The organism is Paraburkholderia sp. BL21I4N1 (assembly GCF_002973525.1).
In the GTDB taxonomy this organism is placed as follows: domain Bacteria; phylum Pseudomonadota; class Gammaproteobacteria; order Burkholderiales; family Burkholderiaceae; genus Paraburkholderia.
In genome coordinates this window covers 165821-184748 of the sequence record NZ_PVEN01000015.1, presented here as the reverse complement: position 1 = coordinate 184748, position 18928 = coordinate 165821, and the positions used below count along the sequence as shown (strand labels likewise).

General features: G+C 63.7%; 15 protein-coding genes. 8 read left to right on the top strand and 7 right to left on the bottom strand.

Annotation, left to right across the window (positions count from 1 at the left end; all coding sequences use genetic code 11):
• Nucleotides 1-89: 89 nt before the first annotated feature.
• The 6 genes from B0G83_RS29530 to B0G83_RS29505 all read right to left on the bottom strand — a co-directional run bounded on the left by B0G83_RS29530 (nucleotide 90) and on the right by B0G83_RS29505 (nucleotide 9462).
• On the bottom strand, nucleotides 90-4508 hold the full coding sequence (locus B0G83_RS29530) for an ATP-binding protein (protein ID WP_105510935.1): 4419 nt from the start codon (nucleotides 4506-4508) through the stop codon (nucleotides 90-92).
• A gap of 59 nt (nucleotides 4509-4567) precedes the next feature.
• Entirely contained in the window at nucleotides 4568-5314 is a 747-nt protein-coding gene (gene aqpZ / locus B0G83_RS29525; RefSeq protein WP_105510917.1) for an aquaporin Z, read from the bottom strand.
• A gap of 245 nt (nucleotides 5315-5559) precedes the next feature.
• Complete coding sequence (locus B0G83_RS29520; protein WP_105510916.1) at nucleotides 5560-6204, bottom strand: response regulator transcription factor; 645 nt, start codon at nucleotides 6202-6204, stop codon at nucleotides 5560-5562.
• 111 nt (nucleotides 6205-6315) lie between these two features.
• Entirely contained in the window at nucleotides 6316-7005 is a 690-nt protein-coding gene (locus B0G83_RS29515; protein ID WP_105510915.1) for a response regulator transcription factor, read from the bottom strand.
• A gap of 145 nt (nucleotides 7006-7150) precedes the next feature.
• Nucleotides 7151-7816, bottom strand: a complete 666-nt coding sequence (locus tag B0G83_RS29510; protein WP_105510914.1) for a response regulator transcription factor — start codon at nucleotides 7814-7816, stop codon at nucleotides 7151-7153.
• A 338-nt stretch (nucleotides 7817-8154) separates the two neighbouring features.
• Entirely contained in the window at nucleotides 8155-9462 is a 1308-nt protein-coding gene (locus B0G83_RS29505) for an MFS transporter (RefSeq protein ID WP_105510913.1), read from the bottom strand.
• Between the two features lie 99 nt (nucleotides 9463-9561).
• On the opposite strand from B0G83_RS29505, the gene B0G83_RS29500 reads away from it, so the two are divergent.
• From B0G83_RS29500 to B0G83_RS29475, 7 genes are all read left to right on the top strand, one after another.
• A complete protein-coding gene (locus B0G83_RS29500) occupies nucleotides 9562-10449 on the top strand; it encodes a LysR family transcriptional regulator (RefSeq protein WP_105510912.1) in 888 nt (295 codons plus the stop codon).
• A 416-nt stretch (nucleotides 10450-10865) separates the two neighbouring features.
• A complete protein-coding gene (locus B0G83_RS29495) occupies nucleotides 10866-11582 on the top strand; it encodes a c-type cytochrome (RefSeq protein ID WP_105510911.1) in 717 nt (238 codons plus the stop codon).
• Nucleotides 11579-12925 carry a cytochrome c gene (locus B0G83_RS29490; RefSeq protein ID WP_105510910.1) on the top strand — a complete coding sequence of 449 codons (1347 nt, stop codon included), beginning with the start codon at nucleotides 11579-11581 and terminating at the stop codon, nucleotides 12923-12925. Before B0G83_RS29495 ends, B0G83_RS29490 begins: the two co-directional genes overlap by 4 nt.
• Before the next feature lie 24 nt (nucleotides 12926-12949).
• Nucleotides 12950-13126, top strand: a complete 177-nt coding sequence (locus tag B0G83_RS38760; protein WP_181157134.1) for a hypothetical protein — start codon at nucleotides 12950-12952, stop codon at nucleotides 13124-13126.
• A 2-nt stretch (nucleotides 13127-13128) separates the two neighbouring features.
• A complete protein-coding gene (locus B0G83_RS29485) occupies nucleotides 13129-13701 on the top strand; it encodes a cytochrome C oxidase subunit II (protein WP_105510909.1) in 573 nt (190 codons plus the stop codon).
• Entirely contained in the window at nucleotides 13688-15313 is a 1626-nt protein-coding gene (locus tag B0G83_RS29480) for a b(o/a)3-type cytochrome-c oxidase subunit 1 (RefSeq protein ID WP_105510908.1), read from the top strand. Before B0G83_RS29485 ends, B0G83_RS29480 begins: the two co-directional genes overlap by 14 nt.
• Nucleotides 15310-16119, top strand: coding sequence for a c-type cytochrome (locus tag B0G83_RS29475; protein WP_105510907.1), 810 nt, complete (start codon nucleotides 15310-15312; stop codon nucleotides 16117-16119). Before B0G83_RS29480 ends, B0G83_RS29475 begins: the two co-directional genes overlap by 4 nt.
• Before the next feature lie 7 nt (nucleotides 16120-16126).
• On the opposite strand, the gene B0G83_RS29470 is transcribed toward B0G83_RS29475, so the two are convergent.
• Entirely contained in the window at nucleotides 16127-17776 is a 1650-nt protein-coding gene (locus B0G83_RS29470; protein WP_258168375.1) for a methyl-accepting chemotaxis protein, read from the bottom strand.
• 303 nt (nucleotides 17777-18079) lie between these two features.
• Here B0G83_RS29470 and B0G83_RS29465 point away from each other — a divergent pair, with 303 nt between their 5' ends.
• A complete protein-coding gene (locus tag B0G83_RS29465) occupies nucleotides 18080-18880 on the top strand; it encodes a DUF4239 domain-containing protein (RefSeq protein ID WP_105510934.1) in 801 nt (266 codons plus the stop codon).
• Nucleotides 18881-18928 lie beyond the last annotated feature (48 nt).

The window sequence follows — 18928 nt, the reverse complement described above, 5'->3', positions numbered from 1 at the left end:
GTTTTTTTTGCTCTTTGCCGGGCTGCCGGATTCACACGCGCAATTGCATTGGCCGACCGTGCGGGCGCCGCCGCGCCCCATGGCAAATCTCAAGCGAGCAACGCCGCCTGCTGCTCGATACCGTCGAGCATGGCATTGCATTTGTCGATCAGCGCGAGCCCATCGAGACGCACTTGCTCAGGTGATTCAACACCGATCACGCGACGATACGCTTCGAGCGCATTCAGCAAAGGCGGGTATTGCAGCACGCTCGCCGCCCCCGCCACCCGGTGCAGCCATTCGCGCACCCGCTCGGTTTCGACACGTTCGAGCAGCGGCGACAACGTCGCCATGTCTTCGCGCACCGAGGAAACGAACGAGTCGAGCAATGCCTTGACGGTCGATTCGCTCCCCCACAGTTGCGTCATATAACTCAGATCGACTGGCACGAACGGCTCGGCGGTGCGTGCCGTAATGGCTCCGGCGGTAGCCGGCGTGCCGACGGCCTCCGCAGGGGCGGCCTGCCTCGCGCTGTCGGTGCCGAACCAGCGGTTCAGATAATCGCGCAGCGTGGCGAGCCGGGTCGGCTTGACCAGACTGTCGTCCATCCCGGCTTCGCGGCACAGATTCAGGTCTTCGGGCGCGGTGTTCGCCGTGATACCCAGAATCGGCAATCGATGTGTACCACCCGCCTCCCGCTCGCGAACGCGCCGCGTGAGTTCATAGCCGGACAGGTTCGGCATATGGCAATCGGTGATCAGACAGCCGTAGGTAGTCTGCTCAAGCGCGGCGAGCGCCTCCGCGCCATCGTTCGCGACGTCGCAGGCGAAACCGAGCAGAGCCAGCTGATGGCGAATCAACTCCTGATTGACCGGATGGTCTTCGGCGACCAGGATCAGCCGGCCACTGGCGATGGCGCGCTCGCGATCCGGAATCGCCGCGCCACCCTCGGGCGTACGCGGCATGCCGGCGAGACGCGGCGCCACCGACGGCAAACCGGTTACCGCCGCCGCACACGCGGCGCCCAGCCCGCGCCACGAAATGGGATTGATGCTGACGCGCACGTTGTTGTCGATGATGCGATAACCGGTTGGCTTCGGCTTCTCGGTCAAGCTGACGATGCGGGAACGCGGTATGACGTCTTCGGGAAACGTCACGTCCTCGCTGGCGAACAGCAGATCCACATCGGCCAGTGCTGCGCGGTCGCGCAACTCGGTGGCATCCGGAGAAAAGCGACGCAGTTCGAGTCCCAGCGCCTCGCCGAAATGCATCAAGGCCTGACCGACGCGCGCGTCGTGGGTAGCGACGACACCGCGCTTACCGCGCAACGCGCCGACCGAATAACGCTGGGCCTCGACGGGCAAGCTGAGCCGCACGGTCATCCGCGTGCCACGGCCGGGCTCGCTGTGTAGCGCGAGCGAGCCGTCCATCAGATCGATCAGCTTGCGGCAGATCGTCAAACCGAGGCCCGTGCCGCCAAAGCGGCGCGTGGTAGAAGATTCGGCTTGCACGAAAGGCTCGAAGAGCCGCGCCTGCACCTCGGGGGCAATGCCGATGCCGGTGTCCTCGACCGTCACCTCGAGCGTTTGGACGCCACCGGTTTGCGCGACAACCGACACCCCCACGTCGACCTCACCGGACGGCGTGAACTTGATCGCATTGCCGAGCAGGTTGAACAGAATCTGCCGGAAGCGCACGCTGTCGCCCCGCAGAGTCGCGGCGACTTCCGCGGCGATATCCACGCGCACCTTCAAGCCTTTTTCGTGTGCACGTCCCGCCAGCAGACCGACGGCGTTGTCGACCAGCTCACGTATGTCGATAGGCTCGGCTTCGATAGTCAGCCGACCCGCTTCGATTTTCGAGTAGTCGAGCAGATCGTCGAGAATCTGCAGCAGCGCGCCGGCCGACTCGTGAATCATGCTCAGCATTTCGCCTTGATCCGCGTTGAGCGGCGTGCGTTCCAGCACTTCGACGAGACCGAGCACGCCGTTCATCGGCGTGCGGATTTCGTGACTCATCATGGCGAAAAAGTCGTCTTTGGCGCGCGAGGCCGCTTCGGCGACGTCGCGTGCCCGCGCCAGTTCGTCGGCGCGCGCGTGCTCCGCGCTGGCATCCACCCAGTACCCGCTCCACACGACGCTGCCGGCCCCCTCCCGACGCGGGACCAGTTCGGCGCGCACCCACTTGAGATCGCCTTCGCTTTCGAAGCGAAACTCCATATGCACCGGCGTTTCGCAACGCGCCGACTGCTCCAGTTCGGCGATTACGAGCGGCCGGTCCTGCTCGCAAACGCGCTCGAAGTCGACCTGATCGCGCTTGATCACGGCGCTACCGCCCAGCAGCAGCCGCGTGTCGCCGCCGATATACGGAAACGAGTACACACCGGCCGCCGTACGGCGCAGCTGAAACACCACGGCCGGCAACGAGCGCGTCACGTCGAAGAGACGGCGCTCGGTTTCGCGAGCGAGCATTTCGGCGCGTCGGATATCCGTGATATCGACCATGGTGCCGAGCACGCAAACGGCTTTGCCGTCGCTACCGCGGCAGGTGCTGGTCCAGAACAGCCCATGCCGCACGTCGCCGTTGCTGCGCACGAACTGCAGCTCCGCCTGCGCCGTTTCGCCGCCCTTAAGCATCTCGCGGGTCATCTCGTCGAGAATGTGGCTGTTCGCTTCGCCCCAGCTCCGCACGTCTTTCGTGGTGCGTCCGACCACCGCTTCGCGGCGCATGCCGCAGGCTTCCTCATAGGCCTGATTGACGGCGATATACCGACCGTCGAGGTCCTTCGCAACCAGCGGATAGGGCACCATCTTCATCATGGTTTCCTGGAAGCTCAGCTGCAACGCAAGATCGCATTCGGTCTTTTTGCGCAGCCTGACCTCCCGCTGCAGCAACAGACAGGCTCGCAGCGTGACGAGCAGAACAATGCCGATACCGATCAGCAACGGCAGCAGACGCAGCGCGGTCACACTCCACATGCCCGCACCCGTGGCGCTGCCGGTGACCCACTTCTGCCTGATGCGCTGCTTTTCCCCCGCCGGCATGGCCAGCAGCGCGCGATCGATCAGCCCGGCAAGCGGGCTCAGGTCCGCACGCACGGCGAAATTGAGCGCGTCGGATTCACCCACCGTGCCGAGAATTTTGAGCACGCCGGCATAGCGCCGCTTCAGCACGACGTCGACGGCGGCCACGTTGCCGACCAGGACGTCCGCCTCGCCCGCTGCGACCATGGCCAGCGCGTCTTCGAGACTGGGTGCAATTGCGATGTGGTCCGGCGCAATGTGGTCGAGCGCGTGCGGAACAGAGCCGGCGACATGCGACGAAACGACAATGCGGCGCGACGCGAAGTCGCTGAGTGCGCGCGCGGCCGGCTCGTCTTCGCGCCCGACAATGACCAGCGGATAGCTCTCGTACGCGCGCGTATGCTGCGCGTTTTTGAGGCGCGGATCATTACTGGAAGCGGTGGCCAGCATGGCCAGTTCGCCGCGTTGAAAAGCAGCGATGGTGGCCGGCCAATCCGCAGTGGAAGCGCGGCTGAACACCACGCCGAGCGTGCGACTCAAATAGGCCAGATGGTCTGCGGCGACGCCGGCCGGATGGCCGGCGTCGTCGACATAGCTGAAGGGTGGCCAGGCGCTATCAAAACCCACCGGCAAAGGCGGCAATGAGCGAAGCCACGCCTGCTCCTGTGCGGTGAGTACCAGCCGAGGCGTACCGGGCACAGGCCCGGCGTCAAAGTTGCCGGATAACCAGCGCACGCGCAACGCTGTGTCGTCGGCCGGGTCTAGCGATGCAAGCGCCCGGTCGAGCTGATCACGTAGCGCAGTCTTGTTGCGCGGGACGCCAAATCGCAGGTCCGCGGTCTTGCTGCCCTCCTCGAACGCGACGCTGAGGCCATGGAACTCGTCGGTAGCCAGTGCATATTGCACGGCCGGGGTGAAACCAAGGTAAGCGTCCGCGTCGCCGCGAACGACGGCGGCAAGCGCGGCGTGGGTGGTTGCAAACGCCTTGATCTCAGCACGCGGAAAGCGCTCGCGCACTGAACGCTCCAGTGCAAAACCTTTCTCGATCGCAATGCGCGCCGTGCCAAGTTGCGAAGCCGTCGCGTAGCCCTCACCGTCCCGCCGAACCACAGCCGATATGGAAGAGCGAAAATACGGCACGGTAAATCTCAGGCAGCGTTCACGTTCAGGCGTGCGCGCAAGGCTCATCAACAGATCGACCTGGCCCGCGCATGCGGCGGCAAGCAATTGCGGCATGTCGGGAAAGGCCTTGGCTTCGATCGCGACGTCCGGTCCAACCAGCGCCCGCAAATAGTCCACGCTCATGCCGGTGAGCCGGCCGCCTTCCAGTGCCTCGAACGGCTGCCAGTTGCTGGCGAGCACACCAACGGTCAATCTGGCGGGAATGACGCTTGCGGCCCGAGGGCGGGATGCCTCGCTGGAAGGCTGAGCGACCGCCACAGCGTACACGGCGCCGCAGAAAGAAAAGACTAGCAGGGCCAACCACAGGCGCCGGAATCTACCCATCAACGCCATGCCTTGCCGAACACAGACGGACCACGCCACCCACGGCGCGCGGTTCCCCCTCACGCGGATTCGCTCTGTTGACCGGCGAGCGTATCAGCCGCCTGATCTGATTGACGGTGCAGCAATGAAAACAGGATGCCGGCCACGACGCCGCCCGACATGGGCGCAGCCCAGAACAACCATAGCTGATCCAGCGCCCAATCGCCGACAAACAACGCCTGGGCGGTGGAGCGGGCGGGATTGACCGACCCGTTGGTGACAGGAATCGACACCAGATAAACGAGCATGAGGCACCCGCCGACAACCAGCGGCGCGATCGACGCGATGCGGTGGCGAACCGCGACCATCAGGCACGTCATGACAAAGGCGAACGAGAGCACGAACTCGACGACCAACGCCGAATGCAATGGATAGTCGGCAGGGGAATGTTCGCCAAAGCCGTTCGCGGCGAACTCACTCGCGCCCAACGCGAAACCGGGGCGGCCGCTCGCGACATAAACAAGCAGCGCCGCGGCGACAGTCGCCCCGACGAGCTGTGCAGCGATGTAGGGCACGAGGTCCCTGACCGGAAAACGCTGCGCGGCCGTAAAGCCCACGGTGACAGCCGGATTGAAATGCGCGCCGGATATGCCGCCGAACAGATAGCCGGCTGTAGCGAGCGCGAGCCCAAATGCCGACGACACTTCGAGCACGCCATACCCTTGCTGAACTGCACCGGTGCTCAATACGACGCTGCCGCAGCCGACGAACACCAGCCACGCCGTTCCGACGCCCTCTACGAATAACCTTTTCCCTAACCCGACCATGCCGCCCCCAATTTTTCTGGACAAGGCAGACGGCAGTACACGATTGCGGTAGGGCGTCAGCCTGAGTTCTCCAAGGCGTCTCCATTCAGCATGACGAAATAAATACGCCCATCATGCGAATGAAAACAAAGCCGAAGGGAACTCAGAACTATGGAATGGCAGCGTCACCAAACCAATCAGCAGAGTCCTAAATTCGTGCGCCTCAATGACATTCAGAGAAATGGTCTCGGCATCCCGACTGGTCCTCAGGTCAATCCGATCTGTCTTGCGTAGTCGATCAGATCAGCCTCGGTCTCAAGACCCAGCTTGCGCATCGCGCTGCGTTTCTGCGTACTGATGGTCTTGCCGCTACGCTGCAAACGAACCGCGATTTCGTGGACGGCGAGGCCCTGCACATACAGCTGAAAAACCTCCCACTCGCGTGCGCTCAAAATGCCGGCGCGCAACTGCACCGGCGTATCCGCCGCTTCCATCGCGGTGCGCGCCTGCTCCGACAGATAGACGCGGCCGGCCATGCCGGCTTCGATTGCGTCGATCAGTGCAGCGGCCACGTCGCGCTTATCGACGATTGCACCCACACCGATATGCAACAAACCGGACAACATGTGCGCATGGCAAATCATCGTCAGCACGACGATGCAGGGATGAGGCCGGCCTCGCAGCAGCCGACGCAGAAACGAAACCGCGTTGCTGCCGCCGTCGATGCCGGGCATGCTGATGTCCGACACGACGACGTCGCATGCGCAGGTGTCGATGAGCTCGGCCAGGCCATAGGTGTCGGCGGCTTCGCCGACGATTTCGATATGTGACGCGGCCGACAACAGCCGCCTGACGCCGACGCGAACACAGTCGTGATCGTCAGCCACGATGACACGGATTTTTCTTGTCATTTCTTGTTGTGTTTTCGACTGGCTCGCCCTGCGCGCGTTGCGCTTCCCCAGGTCATGCCAATGCCTCTTCGGACAGTCGCACCGATCGCGGCGCGACACCTCGCCGGCACGTTACCGGCTCTGCGCACGTTCCTCCGCCACGACGCCATGCTCAACGGCGAAGCGGAACAATTCCGCGTCGCTCTGCAAGGCCAGCTTGCGCATGGCAGTGCATTTTTGCGCGCTGATCGTCTTGACACTGCGGCCGAGGCGCGCGGCGATCTCGGTGACGCCGAGTCCGGAAGCGTATTGCGTGAACACCTCGAGTTCGCGGCGCGACAACATGGTGCGAACGAAATCGAGCCGCTGCGTCACCGTGGCGTCGGCGATCAGCGCGCGCACGGCGGGCCCGACGTAGCACTCGCGCGCGAGCGCGGTGACCACCGCCACGTGAATCAGATCGATCCGGTCGCGCTTGCTGACCAGCCCGTCGACACCCAGCGAAATTACCTTTTGCAGCGCGTTCGCCTCGGTTTCCATGGTGAGCACGACGAGCCGCACACCGGGATAGCGCAGCTTGAACTGCCTCACGACCTCGAGCCCGTTGCCGTCGAAACCGCCCGGCATATACAGGTCCATCAGCACGAGGTCGCAGGGATTACGCTCGACTTCCATGAAAAGCTCGGTGGCGTCGGCCGCGCGACCGACGACTTGCATATTCGGATAGCCACCGATCAGATTTTCGATCGCCAGTAAAACCAGCGGATGGTCGTCCGCAATGATGGTTCTAACCGGTGTGGCTGTTTCAGCGACGTCGTTCATCGATTAATTTCCCTTTCTATCTTGACTGCTCGCCGTTGTGGTCGGCGCAACCGACCCTGCCTCAATCATTAAACGTTCTCCCGAAGATAACCATAAGATCGCTCCGAAACACCCCCAATCAAGGCGAGTTTCTTCACTCAATTGCTTAGATATGCGATTCAAAATTAATAATTCCGTGCGCGCGCAGGTAAGAGAAGAGGCCCGGATCGTTGGTCACGCCGAGCTTGGCCATCGCTTCGCGCTTTTGCCGGCTCACGGTGCGACGATGGCAACCGAGGGCGGCCGCGATGTCGGCAATCGATTGTCCGCTGGCAAAACGCGTGACGACCTCCGCTTGCCGCCATGACAGACGCGGCGCGAGTAGCCGCTGAGGCTCGCTGTCCTGCGGATGCGCGAGCGCGTCGACGATGGAACGCCCGACGTAAACGCCGCCGCCCGCGCTTGCTTCGATGGCCCGCCAGAGTTCGTCCATCGGTTCGGTTTTGCCGAGCGTGCTGACCGTGCCGTCCGCGACGATCGCGCGCAAGATCGCGGTGTTCATCAGCGTCGTGATCACGACAACGCGCACTTGAGGCCAATCACGGCGAATGCGTCGGATCAGGCTGAGTCCGTCCTCGGCGCCACCGCGCGGTTCCTGCATCGAGAGATCGGTGACGAGCACGTCGCACGGTGTGTTCTGCAACAGCTCGACTAGCGACGTCGGCGTCGCCGCCTCACCGGCAATGGTGACGCCGGCTCGCATTTCCAGCGCGGCCCGAATGCCAAGCAGAACGAATGGATGATCGTCCGCCAGAATGATTCTAAGGTTCACCAGGATTTCTCGCGTTTGTTGTAGGGATAATTGGCTAATGCGCAGGAATAAACCGACGTACTCTGCGCATGCTTTAACAGCAACCCGGCGACGCCTATAAGTACGCCAAGGCGGCCATAAAATCACCGCTAACACGCCGCGAAAATCGGAGCGTTCCGAATCCTGAAAAAAGCTAATAGTTCAATGCAGGCCTATCCAAAAGGCAAAATGCCGCAAATACCCGAAATGGATATTTGCGGCATTTTTTATTGCCAATGTCCCACTGAATCGCTTCGTTCAATTTGAAGCGCTTCGCGGCACGCTATTGAAGGGTCGGCGTGACGACCGCCGCGCTCGCTTCAGGTCGGGTCGCAAGCAGGCGCCGCGTTTAGCTTGCCGCTACGCGCCGCACGGGGAAAAACCGGCCACGCGATCAACGCGCAGACACTCGCCACGGCCCAGACCATCGGCCACGAACCCATCGACAGTAAGAGCGGAATGGCGAGCGGCGTCAGGAACAGCGTAAGAAAGACGCAGGTATTGCCGATCGCCAACGCCGTGCCCGCGCGGCTCGTCCCGGCCTGCGTCGCCAGCTCCGTGAACGCGACGCCGTGCCACGCCGAGGCGCTCACCCCGCCCAGCACGATCATCACTGCAAACACGCTGGAGAGCATCGCGTGATGCAGACCGAGCCCCGTCAGCAGAGCGAGCGAGGCGAACAGCACCGCCGTGAGCAGACTGCAGGCGCGCATGTACGCCCGGCGATTGCCGCGCCGGTCGGTCCAGCCGCCGCTCCAGACCCGCGCGATGGCCGCGCCGGTTTGCACCGCGGCCATCGTCACGCTGATCGCCAGCACGCCGGCGCGGCTGAAGTCGTGGAGGAACACCGTCCCGAACGTGACGACGGCGAGTTGCGGCACACACAGGGCCGCCGCGCCGAGCGCCACGCGCCAGATGCCGACGTTGCGCAACGGCGAGCCCTTCGCGGGCGCCGCACCTGTCGCGCTTTGTACTGGACTCGCGCCGTCCGCGTCGACGTGCGACGGTTCGTGCAGCCAATGCCAGGTGAATCCGGCCGTGATCGCGCAGGCCAGCGCCAGCACGGCATAGGCGCTAGCGAAACCAAAGTGCGACGCCAGCACCGGCAGCACCAGCGCGCCGAGGCCGCCGCCCGCGGGCACCGCGGTCTGGCGAATGCTCATGGCAAGGCCGCGCTCGCCTTCGCGGAACCACGCCATCACCGCGCGCCCACTCGAACCGTTGACACTGCCGCCCAGCAAACCGACCAGCAGCAAGCCGAGCGCAAGCATCGTCACGCTCGGCACATGCACACCCGACGGCGCCACGAACAGCGCCATGCCGGCCAGCGCCGCGGCGGTCGCCAGCAGGCCGAGCAGCAACACGCGCCGGTCGCCCCAGCGATCGGTCAGCAGGCCCCACGGCAACTCGCTAACGGCGATCCCGAGACCGAGCATGCCGAGCACCAGGCCTAGACCGCCGTTGCCGAGGTGATAGTCGGAGCGCAGAAAAACCGCGGTCGTCGGAATCCCCGAAAATGCCGCCGAAAAACTCGCGTTCGCGGCGAAGCCGACGCCCAGCACTTTCCATCGATGATTTGCCGTCCGTGCGCCCGAGCCAGGCGCCGCTACAACGGTTCCGTTTTTCATCACAGCCTCCGCAAATTAGGAATCTGGAGGTATCCTACGGCTGGGCATTCCATCGGAAAAGCCGGAAATTCAGATGACTTCCATCGGATAAAACGAATCATGAGCCAACGTGGATTCGACCTGACGCAGTTGCGGACCTTCGTCGCCGTCGCGGAATCGGGCAGCGTCTCGGCCGGCGCCGGGCGCGTGTTCCTGTCGCAGTCTTCGGTGAGCGAGCAGTTGAAGAAACTCGAGGAGCGCGCCGGCCTGCCGCTCTTTGTGCGCAGCAAGCAGGGCGTGAGCGCCACGCCGGCCGGCAGCCGCCTGCTGGAGCACGCGCGCCGCATCATCGCGATGAGCGAAGCGGCGTTCGAAGACCTGCAAGGCCGCTCGCTCGACGGCGAACTGCGCATAGCGATCACGGACTATTACCGCCCTCACGACATCGCGCGCATTCTCAAGACCTTTTCGGAGCAGCATCCGCGTCTGAAACTGCATGTGAACGTGCAGCCGAGCGCGGTGATCGACAGCAATGCCGGTGACGATGCGTCGTTCGACATCGGCGTGTCGTTGCGACTCGTCACGGACACGGCGCGCGCCGCCGGCCGCCGCACCGCCGTGCCGAGCACCGTGGTGCGGCGCGAAAAACTGCTGTGGGTCTGCGCCGCCGATGCCGGTCCGCGACCGGCCACGCCTTATCCGCTGGTGCTATTGCCGTCGAGCTGCCAGTTGCAGCGCTTCGTCGTCAAACTGCTCGACGAACACAAGGTGCCCTATCTGGTGTCGCACTCGGCGTCCGGTGTGGCCGGCTTGCAGTTGGCGCTGAAGGCTGGGCTCGGCATTTCCTGCCTAAACGAATCGTCGACGGGCGGCGGTGTGGTGCCCTGCCCGCCCGGCGTGAATCTGCCGACCTTGCCCGCCGTCGAGTTTCATCTGTTGCCGGGGCGGCTCGGCGAAAGCGAACACGTTAGTAACGCGCGCACGGCATTGATGCGGCTATTCAACTGAAGCGCATGACACGGCGAGTAGCGCGCCTTCAATAGAAATATTGAAAGCGCGCTACTCGCCGCCTATGATGATCTGGTACCCAGTCGAAAGCGTTTTTCCCACCGTCGATGCACTGGTTCGAATCCCGCAACCCGCTGTCCGCTGCGGAATGTTTCAGCATTATGTCTGGCAGCCCGAAAACCGTGACCCCGCGGCACATTCCCGCGACTCATTGAGTTAAGTCAAGCAATTGCTTCGTCGTAGCGAATCGACGTATTGGCGTCCGGAATAAGTCCGTTACGATTCGCCATTGATGCCGTCGTTATAAAAACCGGCAGAGCTGTCACGCGTCGCCCATTCGCTCCATAAGCAAATGCAGAGGCGAATGCGCGAGAAAACTATTCAGAAAAAAGAACGTTTCCCCAACGAGGCCTGGCGTGCATCGCAGAACTTTCGGATCTTCCGTCCTGTTCGTGTTTTACGTCATGTGGAGCGGCGCGGCGCTCGCCGCGACTGACGCATCCGGCGTCTTGCCTTCAGCCATGGACGAACGCGTGCGCGCTTGCACCTCCTGTCATGGCGTGCAAGGCCAGGGGCTGAACAACGACTACTTCCCACGCATTGCCGGCAAGCCGGCCGACTATCTGTTCAATCAATTGACCGCGTTCCGCGACGGCGGGCGGACCTATCCGCCAATGGGCTACCTGCTCGCGTTTTTACCGGACGACTATCTGCGCAAAATCAGCCAGTACTTCGCCGATCTGCAACCGCCCTATCCCGACGCCGATCACAGCGCCGTCTCGCCGGCAGTGCTCGCCGCCGGTCAGCGGCTCGTCACGCACGGCGACCCCACGCGCAAGATTCCCGCCTGCATTGCCTGTCATGGCGCGAGCATGACCGGCACCCAACCGGGCATTCCGGGCCTGCTCGGTCTGCACGCAAGCTATATCGCCGGACAGATGGGGACGTGGCGCTCGGGTACGCGTCACGCGCTTGCCCCGGACTGCATGCACTCGATCGCCGTCAAGCTGAGCGACAAGGACATCACCGCGGTATCCAGCTGGCTCGCACGTCAGCCGCGTCCAGCCGATCCACGGCCCGCGCCGGCCACGACCGCGCGGCTGCCGCTCGCCTGTGGGAGCCAACCGCAATGAAGCCGACACTTCGCGCGCGTTTATCTCTCACGCTGATCGCCGGCTTGATCCTCGCCAGCGGCGCCGTACTGCTCAACGTGCCGCAGACGCTCCTGATCGCCGAAGCACGCGCCGCCAGCACCACGCCACTCGCCCCCGCGACCACCACGCAGACCGCGGCCGCCGCAACCGACCCAACCGCCGCGCAGACCGACCTCGTCAAACGCGGCGAATACCTGGCGCGCGCCGGCGACTGCGTGGCGTGCCACACGGCGCCGCGCGGCAAACTGTTCGCCGGCGGTCTCGCGATGGAAACGCCGTTCGGCACGCTGTACTCGCCGAACATCACGCCGGACCCGCAGTACGGCATCGGCACCTGGAGCCAGGAAGCGTTCTTCAAGATGATGCGCACCGGCCGCACGCCGGACGGCACGCTGATCTACCCGGCCATGCCGATCGCCCAATACACCAAGGTCACGCGCGACGACTCGAATGCGATCTTCGCGTATCTGAAGACCGTCGCGCCGGTGCGCGAGGCGAATCATCCGCACACGCTGCGCTTTCCGTTCAATCAGCGCAAATTGTTGTACGGCTGGCGCACGCTGTATTTCCGCGAAGGCGAGTACCAGGCCGATCCGACCAAATCGGTCGAATGGAATCGCGGCGCGTATCTGGTCGAAGGGCTCGGGCACTGCACGATGTGCCACTCCAAGATCAACATGCTCGGCGGCTCGTCGCAAAGCGAGCAGTTCGCGGGCGGCCTGATTCCGGTGCAGAACTGGTACGCGCCGTCGCTGACCTCCGACAAGGACGGCGGTCTCGGCGACTGGAGTATCAAGGACATCGTCGATCTGTTGCAGGCGGGCATTTCCGATCGCGGCGCCGTGTACGGCCCGATGGCCGAAGTCACCTATCACAGCCTGCAATACATGACCGAAGACGACGTCAAGGCGATGGCCGTGTATCTGAAAACCTTGCCCGACAAGAGCGGCCGAAAAACGGGACCGTCCGCGTCGACCAGCAGCAACGTGTTCGAGCTGGGCGCGAAGATCTACGCGGACAAATGCGCGCTGTGCCACGGCGCCAAGGGCGAAGGCCAGTTGCAGCATTACCCGCCGCTGGCCGGCAACCAGTCGATCGAAATGGACTCGGCGGTCAACCCGATCCGGATCGTGCTGAACGGCGGTTTCCCGCCGGGCACCCTGCGCAATCCCGAACCGTACGGCATGCCGCCGTTCGGCCAGGAACTGGACGACACCGACGCCGCCGCCGTCGTCACCTACATCCGCACCGCGTGGGGCAATCACGGCCAGCCGGTGACGTCCCGCGAAGTCAACGAGTTGCGCAAGGCGCCGCTGCACTGAACCGCCGCACTGGAGAATCTTTTGATGGAAGCGAACGATACCCGCAGCGGCGCCCCGCCGACGGATGACGAAGTGGAACGCGTCGTCGCGGCCGGCCCGCACGGCGCGATCGCGGTAGCCGGGGTCGCCACGCTGATCGTCATGGCGATCTGGTTCGGCTTTTACTTTTTCGTCTTTCTGCCGCGTGGCGTTCTGCATTGATCATGTCGACCGATACCAATCATTCATCCGGCGGCGGTCACGCCGTCGCCCTGCGTGCCGAACGGCGCTGGGCGATTTTCGCGGTCGCGCTGATCGTGCTGATGCTCGCCGTCATCGTCTATTCGGGGCTGCATTGGGCGATGATGCCGCCGTCGCGGGTCGAAACGATCGACCCGTCGCGCCTGCAACTCTCGGGCGAATTCGTCGAGGACAACCTCGGCAGCGCGGTCGAACCGGACGGTTCGGTGGTGGTGCGCTTTATCGCGCAACAGTACTCGTTCACGCCGCAATGTCTGCTGGTGCCCGCCGACACGCCGATCACGATCCGCACCACCAGCGCGGACGTCGTGCACGGCCTGCTCGTGACCGACACCAATATCAACACGATGGTCGTGCCCGGCTACGTCTCGACGATGAACACACGTTTCGACACCCCAGGCGATCACACCATGCCGTGTCACGAATTCTGCGGCTTCGGCCATCAAACCATGTGGGCGCACGTCAAAGTGGTCGACAAGGCCACCTTCTTCGCGCAAGCCCGACAATCCCGGAGGCTGAGCTGTGTTTCACGCTAAGCGACTCGTTCTCGCCCATTTCTGGCTTGCCTTCATTGCGTTTCTGATCGCGCTGTTTCTCGGCGCGTGGCAGATGCTGGCGCGCAGTCCGTTCATGCCGTGGGTCGGCGACCCGGAACTCTACTATCGCTCGGTGACCGCGCACGGAACGGTGATGGCCTACGTGATGCCCACGCTGGTTTCGATGGGCTTCGGCTATGCGATCGTCGAACTCGCACTCGGGCAGCGCCTCGCCGGCCTCAAGTGGGCATGGGCCGCGCTCATCATGCTGGCGGTCGGCGCGGTGATGGCCGTGGTGCCGGTCGCGCTCGGCCAGGCTTCGGTGCTGTACACCTTCTATCCGCCGATGATCGGCAGTCCCTTCTACTATCTCGGCGTGGTGCTGGTCGTGGTCGGCTCGTGGATCTGGGTCGCGCTGATGCACGTCAATCTGCGCATCTGGAAACGCGCGAACCCCGGCAAGCCGATCCCGCTCGCCATGTTCGCCAACGTGGCCGGCGCGTATCTGTGGGCGTGGACCGCGATCGGCGCGGCGCTCGAAATCCTGTTCCAGATCCTGCCGGTCGCGTTCGGTCTCACCAATACGATCGACGCCGGCCTGTCGCGCATCCTGTTCTCGTGGACACTGCACGCGATCGTCTACTTCTGGCTGATTCCGGCGTATATCGCGTACTACACGCTGGTGCCGCGCGCGATCGGCGGACGGCTCTACAGCGATTCGATGGCGCGCGTGTCGTTCATCCTGTTCCTCGTGTTCGCGATGCCGATCGGCATTCACCATCTGTTCGCCGATCCGCAGGTCGGCTCCGGATTCAAGTTCCTGCACGCGGTATTCACCGGCATGGTGTCCGTGCCGACATTGCTGACGGTGTTCACGATTTGCGCGTCGGTGGAGATCGCCGGACGCTTGCGCGGCGGCAAAGGCGCGTTCGGCTGGCTCACCGTGTTGCCGTGGCAGAACCCGATGATGCTGGTGATCGCGTTTTCGTTCGTGATGCTGGGGCTGGGCGGCGCAGGCGGGCTCATCAACATGAGCTACCAGTTGAATTCGACGATCCATAACACGCAGTGGGTCACCGGGCACTTCCATCTGATCTTCGGCGGCGCGATCGTCATCATGTACTTCGCGATTGCGTACGAGCTGTGGCCGCAACTCACCGGCCGCGCGATCGCGTCGGCGAAACTGGTGCGCACGCAACTGTGGCTGTGGTTCGTCGGCATGATGGTGGTGACGTTGCCGTGGCATTACGTCGGCCTGCTCGGCGCGCCGCGCCGCATGGCCTATTACGACTACAACGCACCGGGCATGCAACAGCAGGCGTTCTGGGTTGGGATGTCGGCGGTGGGCGGCTTGATCCTGGTGGTGTCGGGCGTGATGTTCATCTACATTCTCGCGAAGTCGCAATTCGGCCCCGTCGTGGAACAGCAGACGTTCCGCTTCGCGAGCGCGGTGCAGCCGGTTGAACGCGTGCCGGCCGCGCTCAACAGCTTCGGCTTGTGGGTGGCGTTGATGATCGGCCTGACAGTCGTCAATTACAGCGTGCCGATCGTACAGTTGCTCAGATTGTCGCAGACGTCGGTGCCGGCCGTCATCGTCGGAGCGCAGCGATGAATCAGGAACGCGTCTTCAGCTTGCGCAACCCGTGGTTCACGCTGAGCGTGGGCGGCACCATCGCGATTGCGGTCGTGGGCATCCTGATCGGCTTTATCTGGCTGCCATCGGCGAACAATGCATTCGGCGACCGCAGCCTGTGGGCCACGATCTGCAGCGCCGCGGGCGCGCCGTCCAGCTGGTACGGCGGCGCGAATCTCACCGGCCCGGCACCGAGCGACGTGGTGGTGTTGCCACCGTTGCGGCGGGCGAACGCGGACGCGACGTCGATCGGCCGGGGCGCGACTATCGCGACGCAGAATTGCTCGATGTGCCACGGCGTGCAAGGCACGCCGCCGGTGACTGCGCCGGCGCTGGCCGGACAGTACGCCGATGTGGTCTACAAGGAGTTGCGCGATTTTCAGAGCGGCGTGCGTCAGAACGCGGTGATGCAGGCGATTATCGCCACGCGCAGCGACCAGGATCTGCACGATCTGGCCGTCTACTATGCGTCGCTGTCCAGAGGGCCCGCGGCGGAGAGTCCGCCGTCCGGTGCGGGACCGGACGCTAACGCGGTGAGGCTGGCCATGCAGGGCGATCCGCAGCGCAATATCGCACCGTGCGCGGCCTGCCATGGGCAACTGGATCGCAAAGGCGCCGCGCCGTGGCTGGGGGGACAGTCTTCCGTTTATCTCGCGGCGCAATTGCATGCCTTTGCTGCCGGCACGCGGCACAACGACATCAATGAACAGATGCGCAATGTCGCGCGGCAGATGACGCCCACTGAGATCGACAGCGTGGCGAAGTATTACGCCACGATGCCGTAAGCAGGCATCAAGCCGTTGCGAGCGCGTGCTTGTCGGCGGCGCCCGCAGCGGCCGATGCGCCACGCCGCACGGCAGAAGCCGACCGCGACGACGCCGGGCCGCTGCCCGTCTGAAACACCGCCACCGCCGACGTCAAGCGCCGCGCCTGATCTTCCAGCGAACTCGCCGCCGCCGCAGCCTGCTCGACCAGCGCCGCGTTCTGCTGGGTCACCTCGTCCATCTGCGCGACCGCGAGGTTGACCTGATCGATCCCGGTGCTCTGTTCCAGCGCGGCGGAGGCGATCTCGCTCATGATCGAACTCACGCGGGAAATCGCGTTGACGATTTCGGTCATTGTCGAACCCGAGCGTTCCACCAGTTGCGAGCCGGCCTGCACGCGCGCCGTCGACGCATCGATCAAACCCTTGATCTCCTTGGCCGCCGCCGCGCTGCGCTGCGCCAGCGAGCGCACTTCGCTCGCCACCACCGCGAAACCGCGGCCCTGCTCACCCGCACGCGCTGCTTCGACTGCCGCGTTCAGCGCCAGAATATTGGTCTGGAAAGCGATCCCTTCGATCACGCCGACAATGTCGGCGATCCGCCGTGAGTCGTCGACGATGCCGTGCATCGTGCCCACCACCTGCTCGGTCAGATCGCCACCCTGCGCGGCCAGGCTCGACGCGCCCTGCGCGAGCGAACTCGCCTGCTTCGCGTTGTCCGCCGTCTGCTTGACGGTCGACGTCAGTTCCTCGATGCTCGCCGCCGTTTCTTCCAGCGACGCCGCCTGTTCCTCCGTGCGCTGCGACAGGTCGGTATTGCCCGAGGCAATCTCGCTCACGCCGGTGTCGATCGATTCCGTGCCCTGACGCACCGTGTTCACGGTCGCGATCAGCGAGTCCTGCATCTTGCGCAGCGCGGCCGCGAGGCGGCCCATTTCGTTGTTGCTGCTGACGTCGATCCGGCTCGTCAGGTCGCCGTCGGCGATGCGCTGAAACTGCGCGATGGTGGCGTCGACCGGGCTGACGATCGCGCGCACCAGCACCGCGCGGCCAATCAGCGAACCCAGCAGCGACAACACCATGCCGACCGCCACCGCGATACTGATCGCGTAGAACAGGTCCTGCGCGTCCTGATAGCGCTGCGCGCCGTGATCGAGTTGCAGTTGTTCGAGCGTGAGCATCGACTTCTCGAAGGCGCTATAGAGCGACGGCAGCTTGTGCGCCTGCAATTGCTGGAACGCGGTCTTGTCGCCCGACTTGAGCGCGGCGAGCGCCGGCTCGACGCCGTCGCGCAGGAAAGTGTCGCGCTTGTCCATCATGTCTTTGATCAGGCGCTGTTCGTCGGCATCCGTGCTGGCGCGGCTCACATAGTGGGCAAGACGATCGTTGGATGCTTTCTGGTACTGATCGAAACGCTTGAGCACGGCGTTCGCGCCGTCCTGGTCGTTAAGGTCGTTGAGCGACGCGTAAGTCGCCAACGCCAGACGCAGACGTAGCAGTTGCCCGGCGCTGCCTTCGAGATCGGCGACGGCGGGCGTGTCCACGGTGTACATCTGCTGCAATGACGCGTTGCTCGAACGCAGCGACAGCAGACCGGCGGCGGCGCCCGCCAGCAGCAGCGCGCCGAAAAACAGGATCATCAGGGTAAGGCTGGTACGAATCGACAGATTTTTCAGCATCGGGCTAGTCTCCATTGGGCTGCCTGACCGAATGTTCAGTAAATCGCCTCGGCCACGCGTGCTGCGCCCAAGCCCGTCCGGCCAGGTCCGCAACCATTTATTCAAATTTAAGCGAATGCCACACAGAGGGACAACGGCCGGTTTACAAAAAACTTTATGGTGAATAGCGCAAGCGCTTGCGATGGTTCAATCTACGAGCGGCAACGGAGCGCTATTCGCGCAAGGCGTTTGCGGGACTACCCGGCTAGCCGCCACGGCGGAGTTAAAGGACAGTGACGAGGCGCATGTCTTCGGAGCATGACCATGTCTGAAATAGGCTCGGCTTTGCTGGTCTTTCTTTTATTGCTCGGCGCGACCGGTATCGGCGTATGGGTGCGTCCGCTACTGCCCGAGGAACACAAAGCGCACGAAACCGTGCAACTGATCCAACTGGTGATCGGCATGCTGGTGACGTTCGCCGCGCTGGTGCTTGGTCTGATGACGGCGTCCGCGAAGGCGAGTTTCGATACCACGTCGAACGATCTGCGCACCTATGCGGCCGATCTGATCGAATTCGACACGACCCTGCGCGAGTACGGCGCCGACACCGGCCGGGCGCGGGATCTGTTGCGCCAGTACACGGCGGCGGCCATCGCGTCGACCTGGCCCGGCGAGCCGGCGCCTGGCGGCGACTATCCGAAGGACGTCGGCACACAGGACAATTCGCAAAAACTGGAGAACGTGCGACTCGGCGACATGCTGACCGCGGTGGGACGGGAATTGCGGCAACTACGCGCGCACGATCCGCTGCAACAGCGCGCGCTCGAAGATGGTTTGTCGCAATACCGGCGGGTCGTCGACGCGCGCTGGAAAATCATCGAAGAAGCGCACAGTTCGATTTCGCAGCCGTTTTTCACCACACTGACGTTTTGGCTCGGCGTGATCTTTCTGAGCTTCGGCCTGATCGCGCCGCGCAATGCGCTGGCGCTCGTCACGATCTGTCTGGGGGCGGTGTCGATCGCGTCGGCGGTATATGTGATCGTCGATCTGGACACGCCGTTCACCGGGCCGATCGTCGTATCGAGTCAGCCGATGCGCGATGCGCTCGGACATCTAAGCCAGTGAACGGCGGAGATTCTGCTAGTGGAGCGCGGAGAAGCGGCGAAGAAGCGG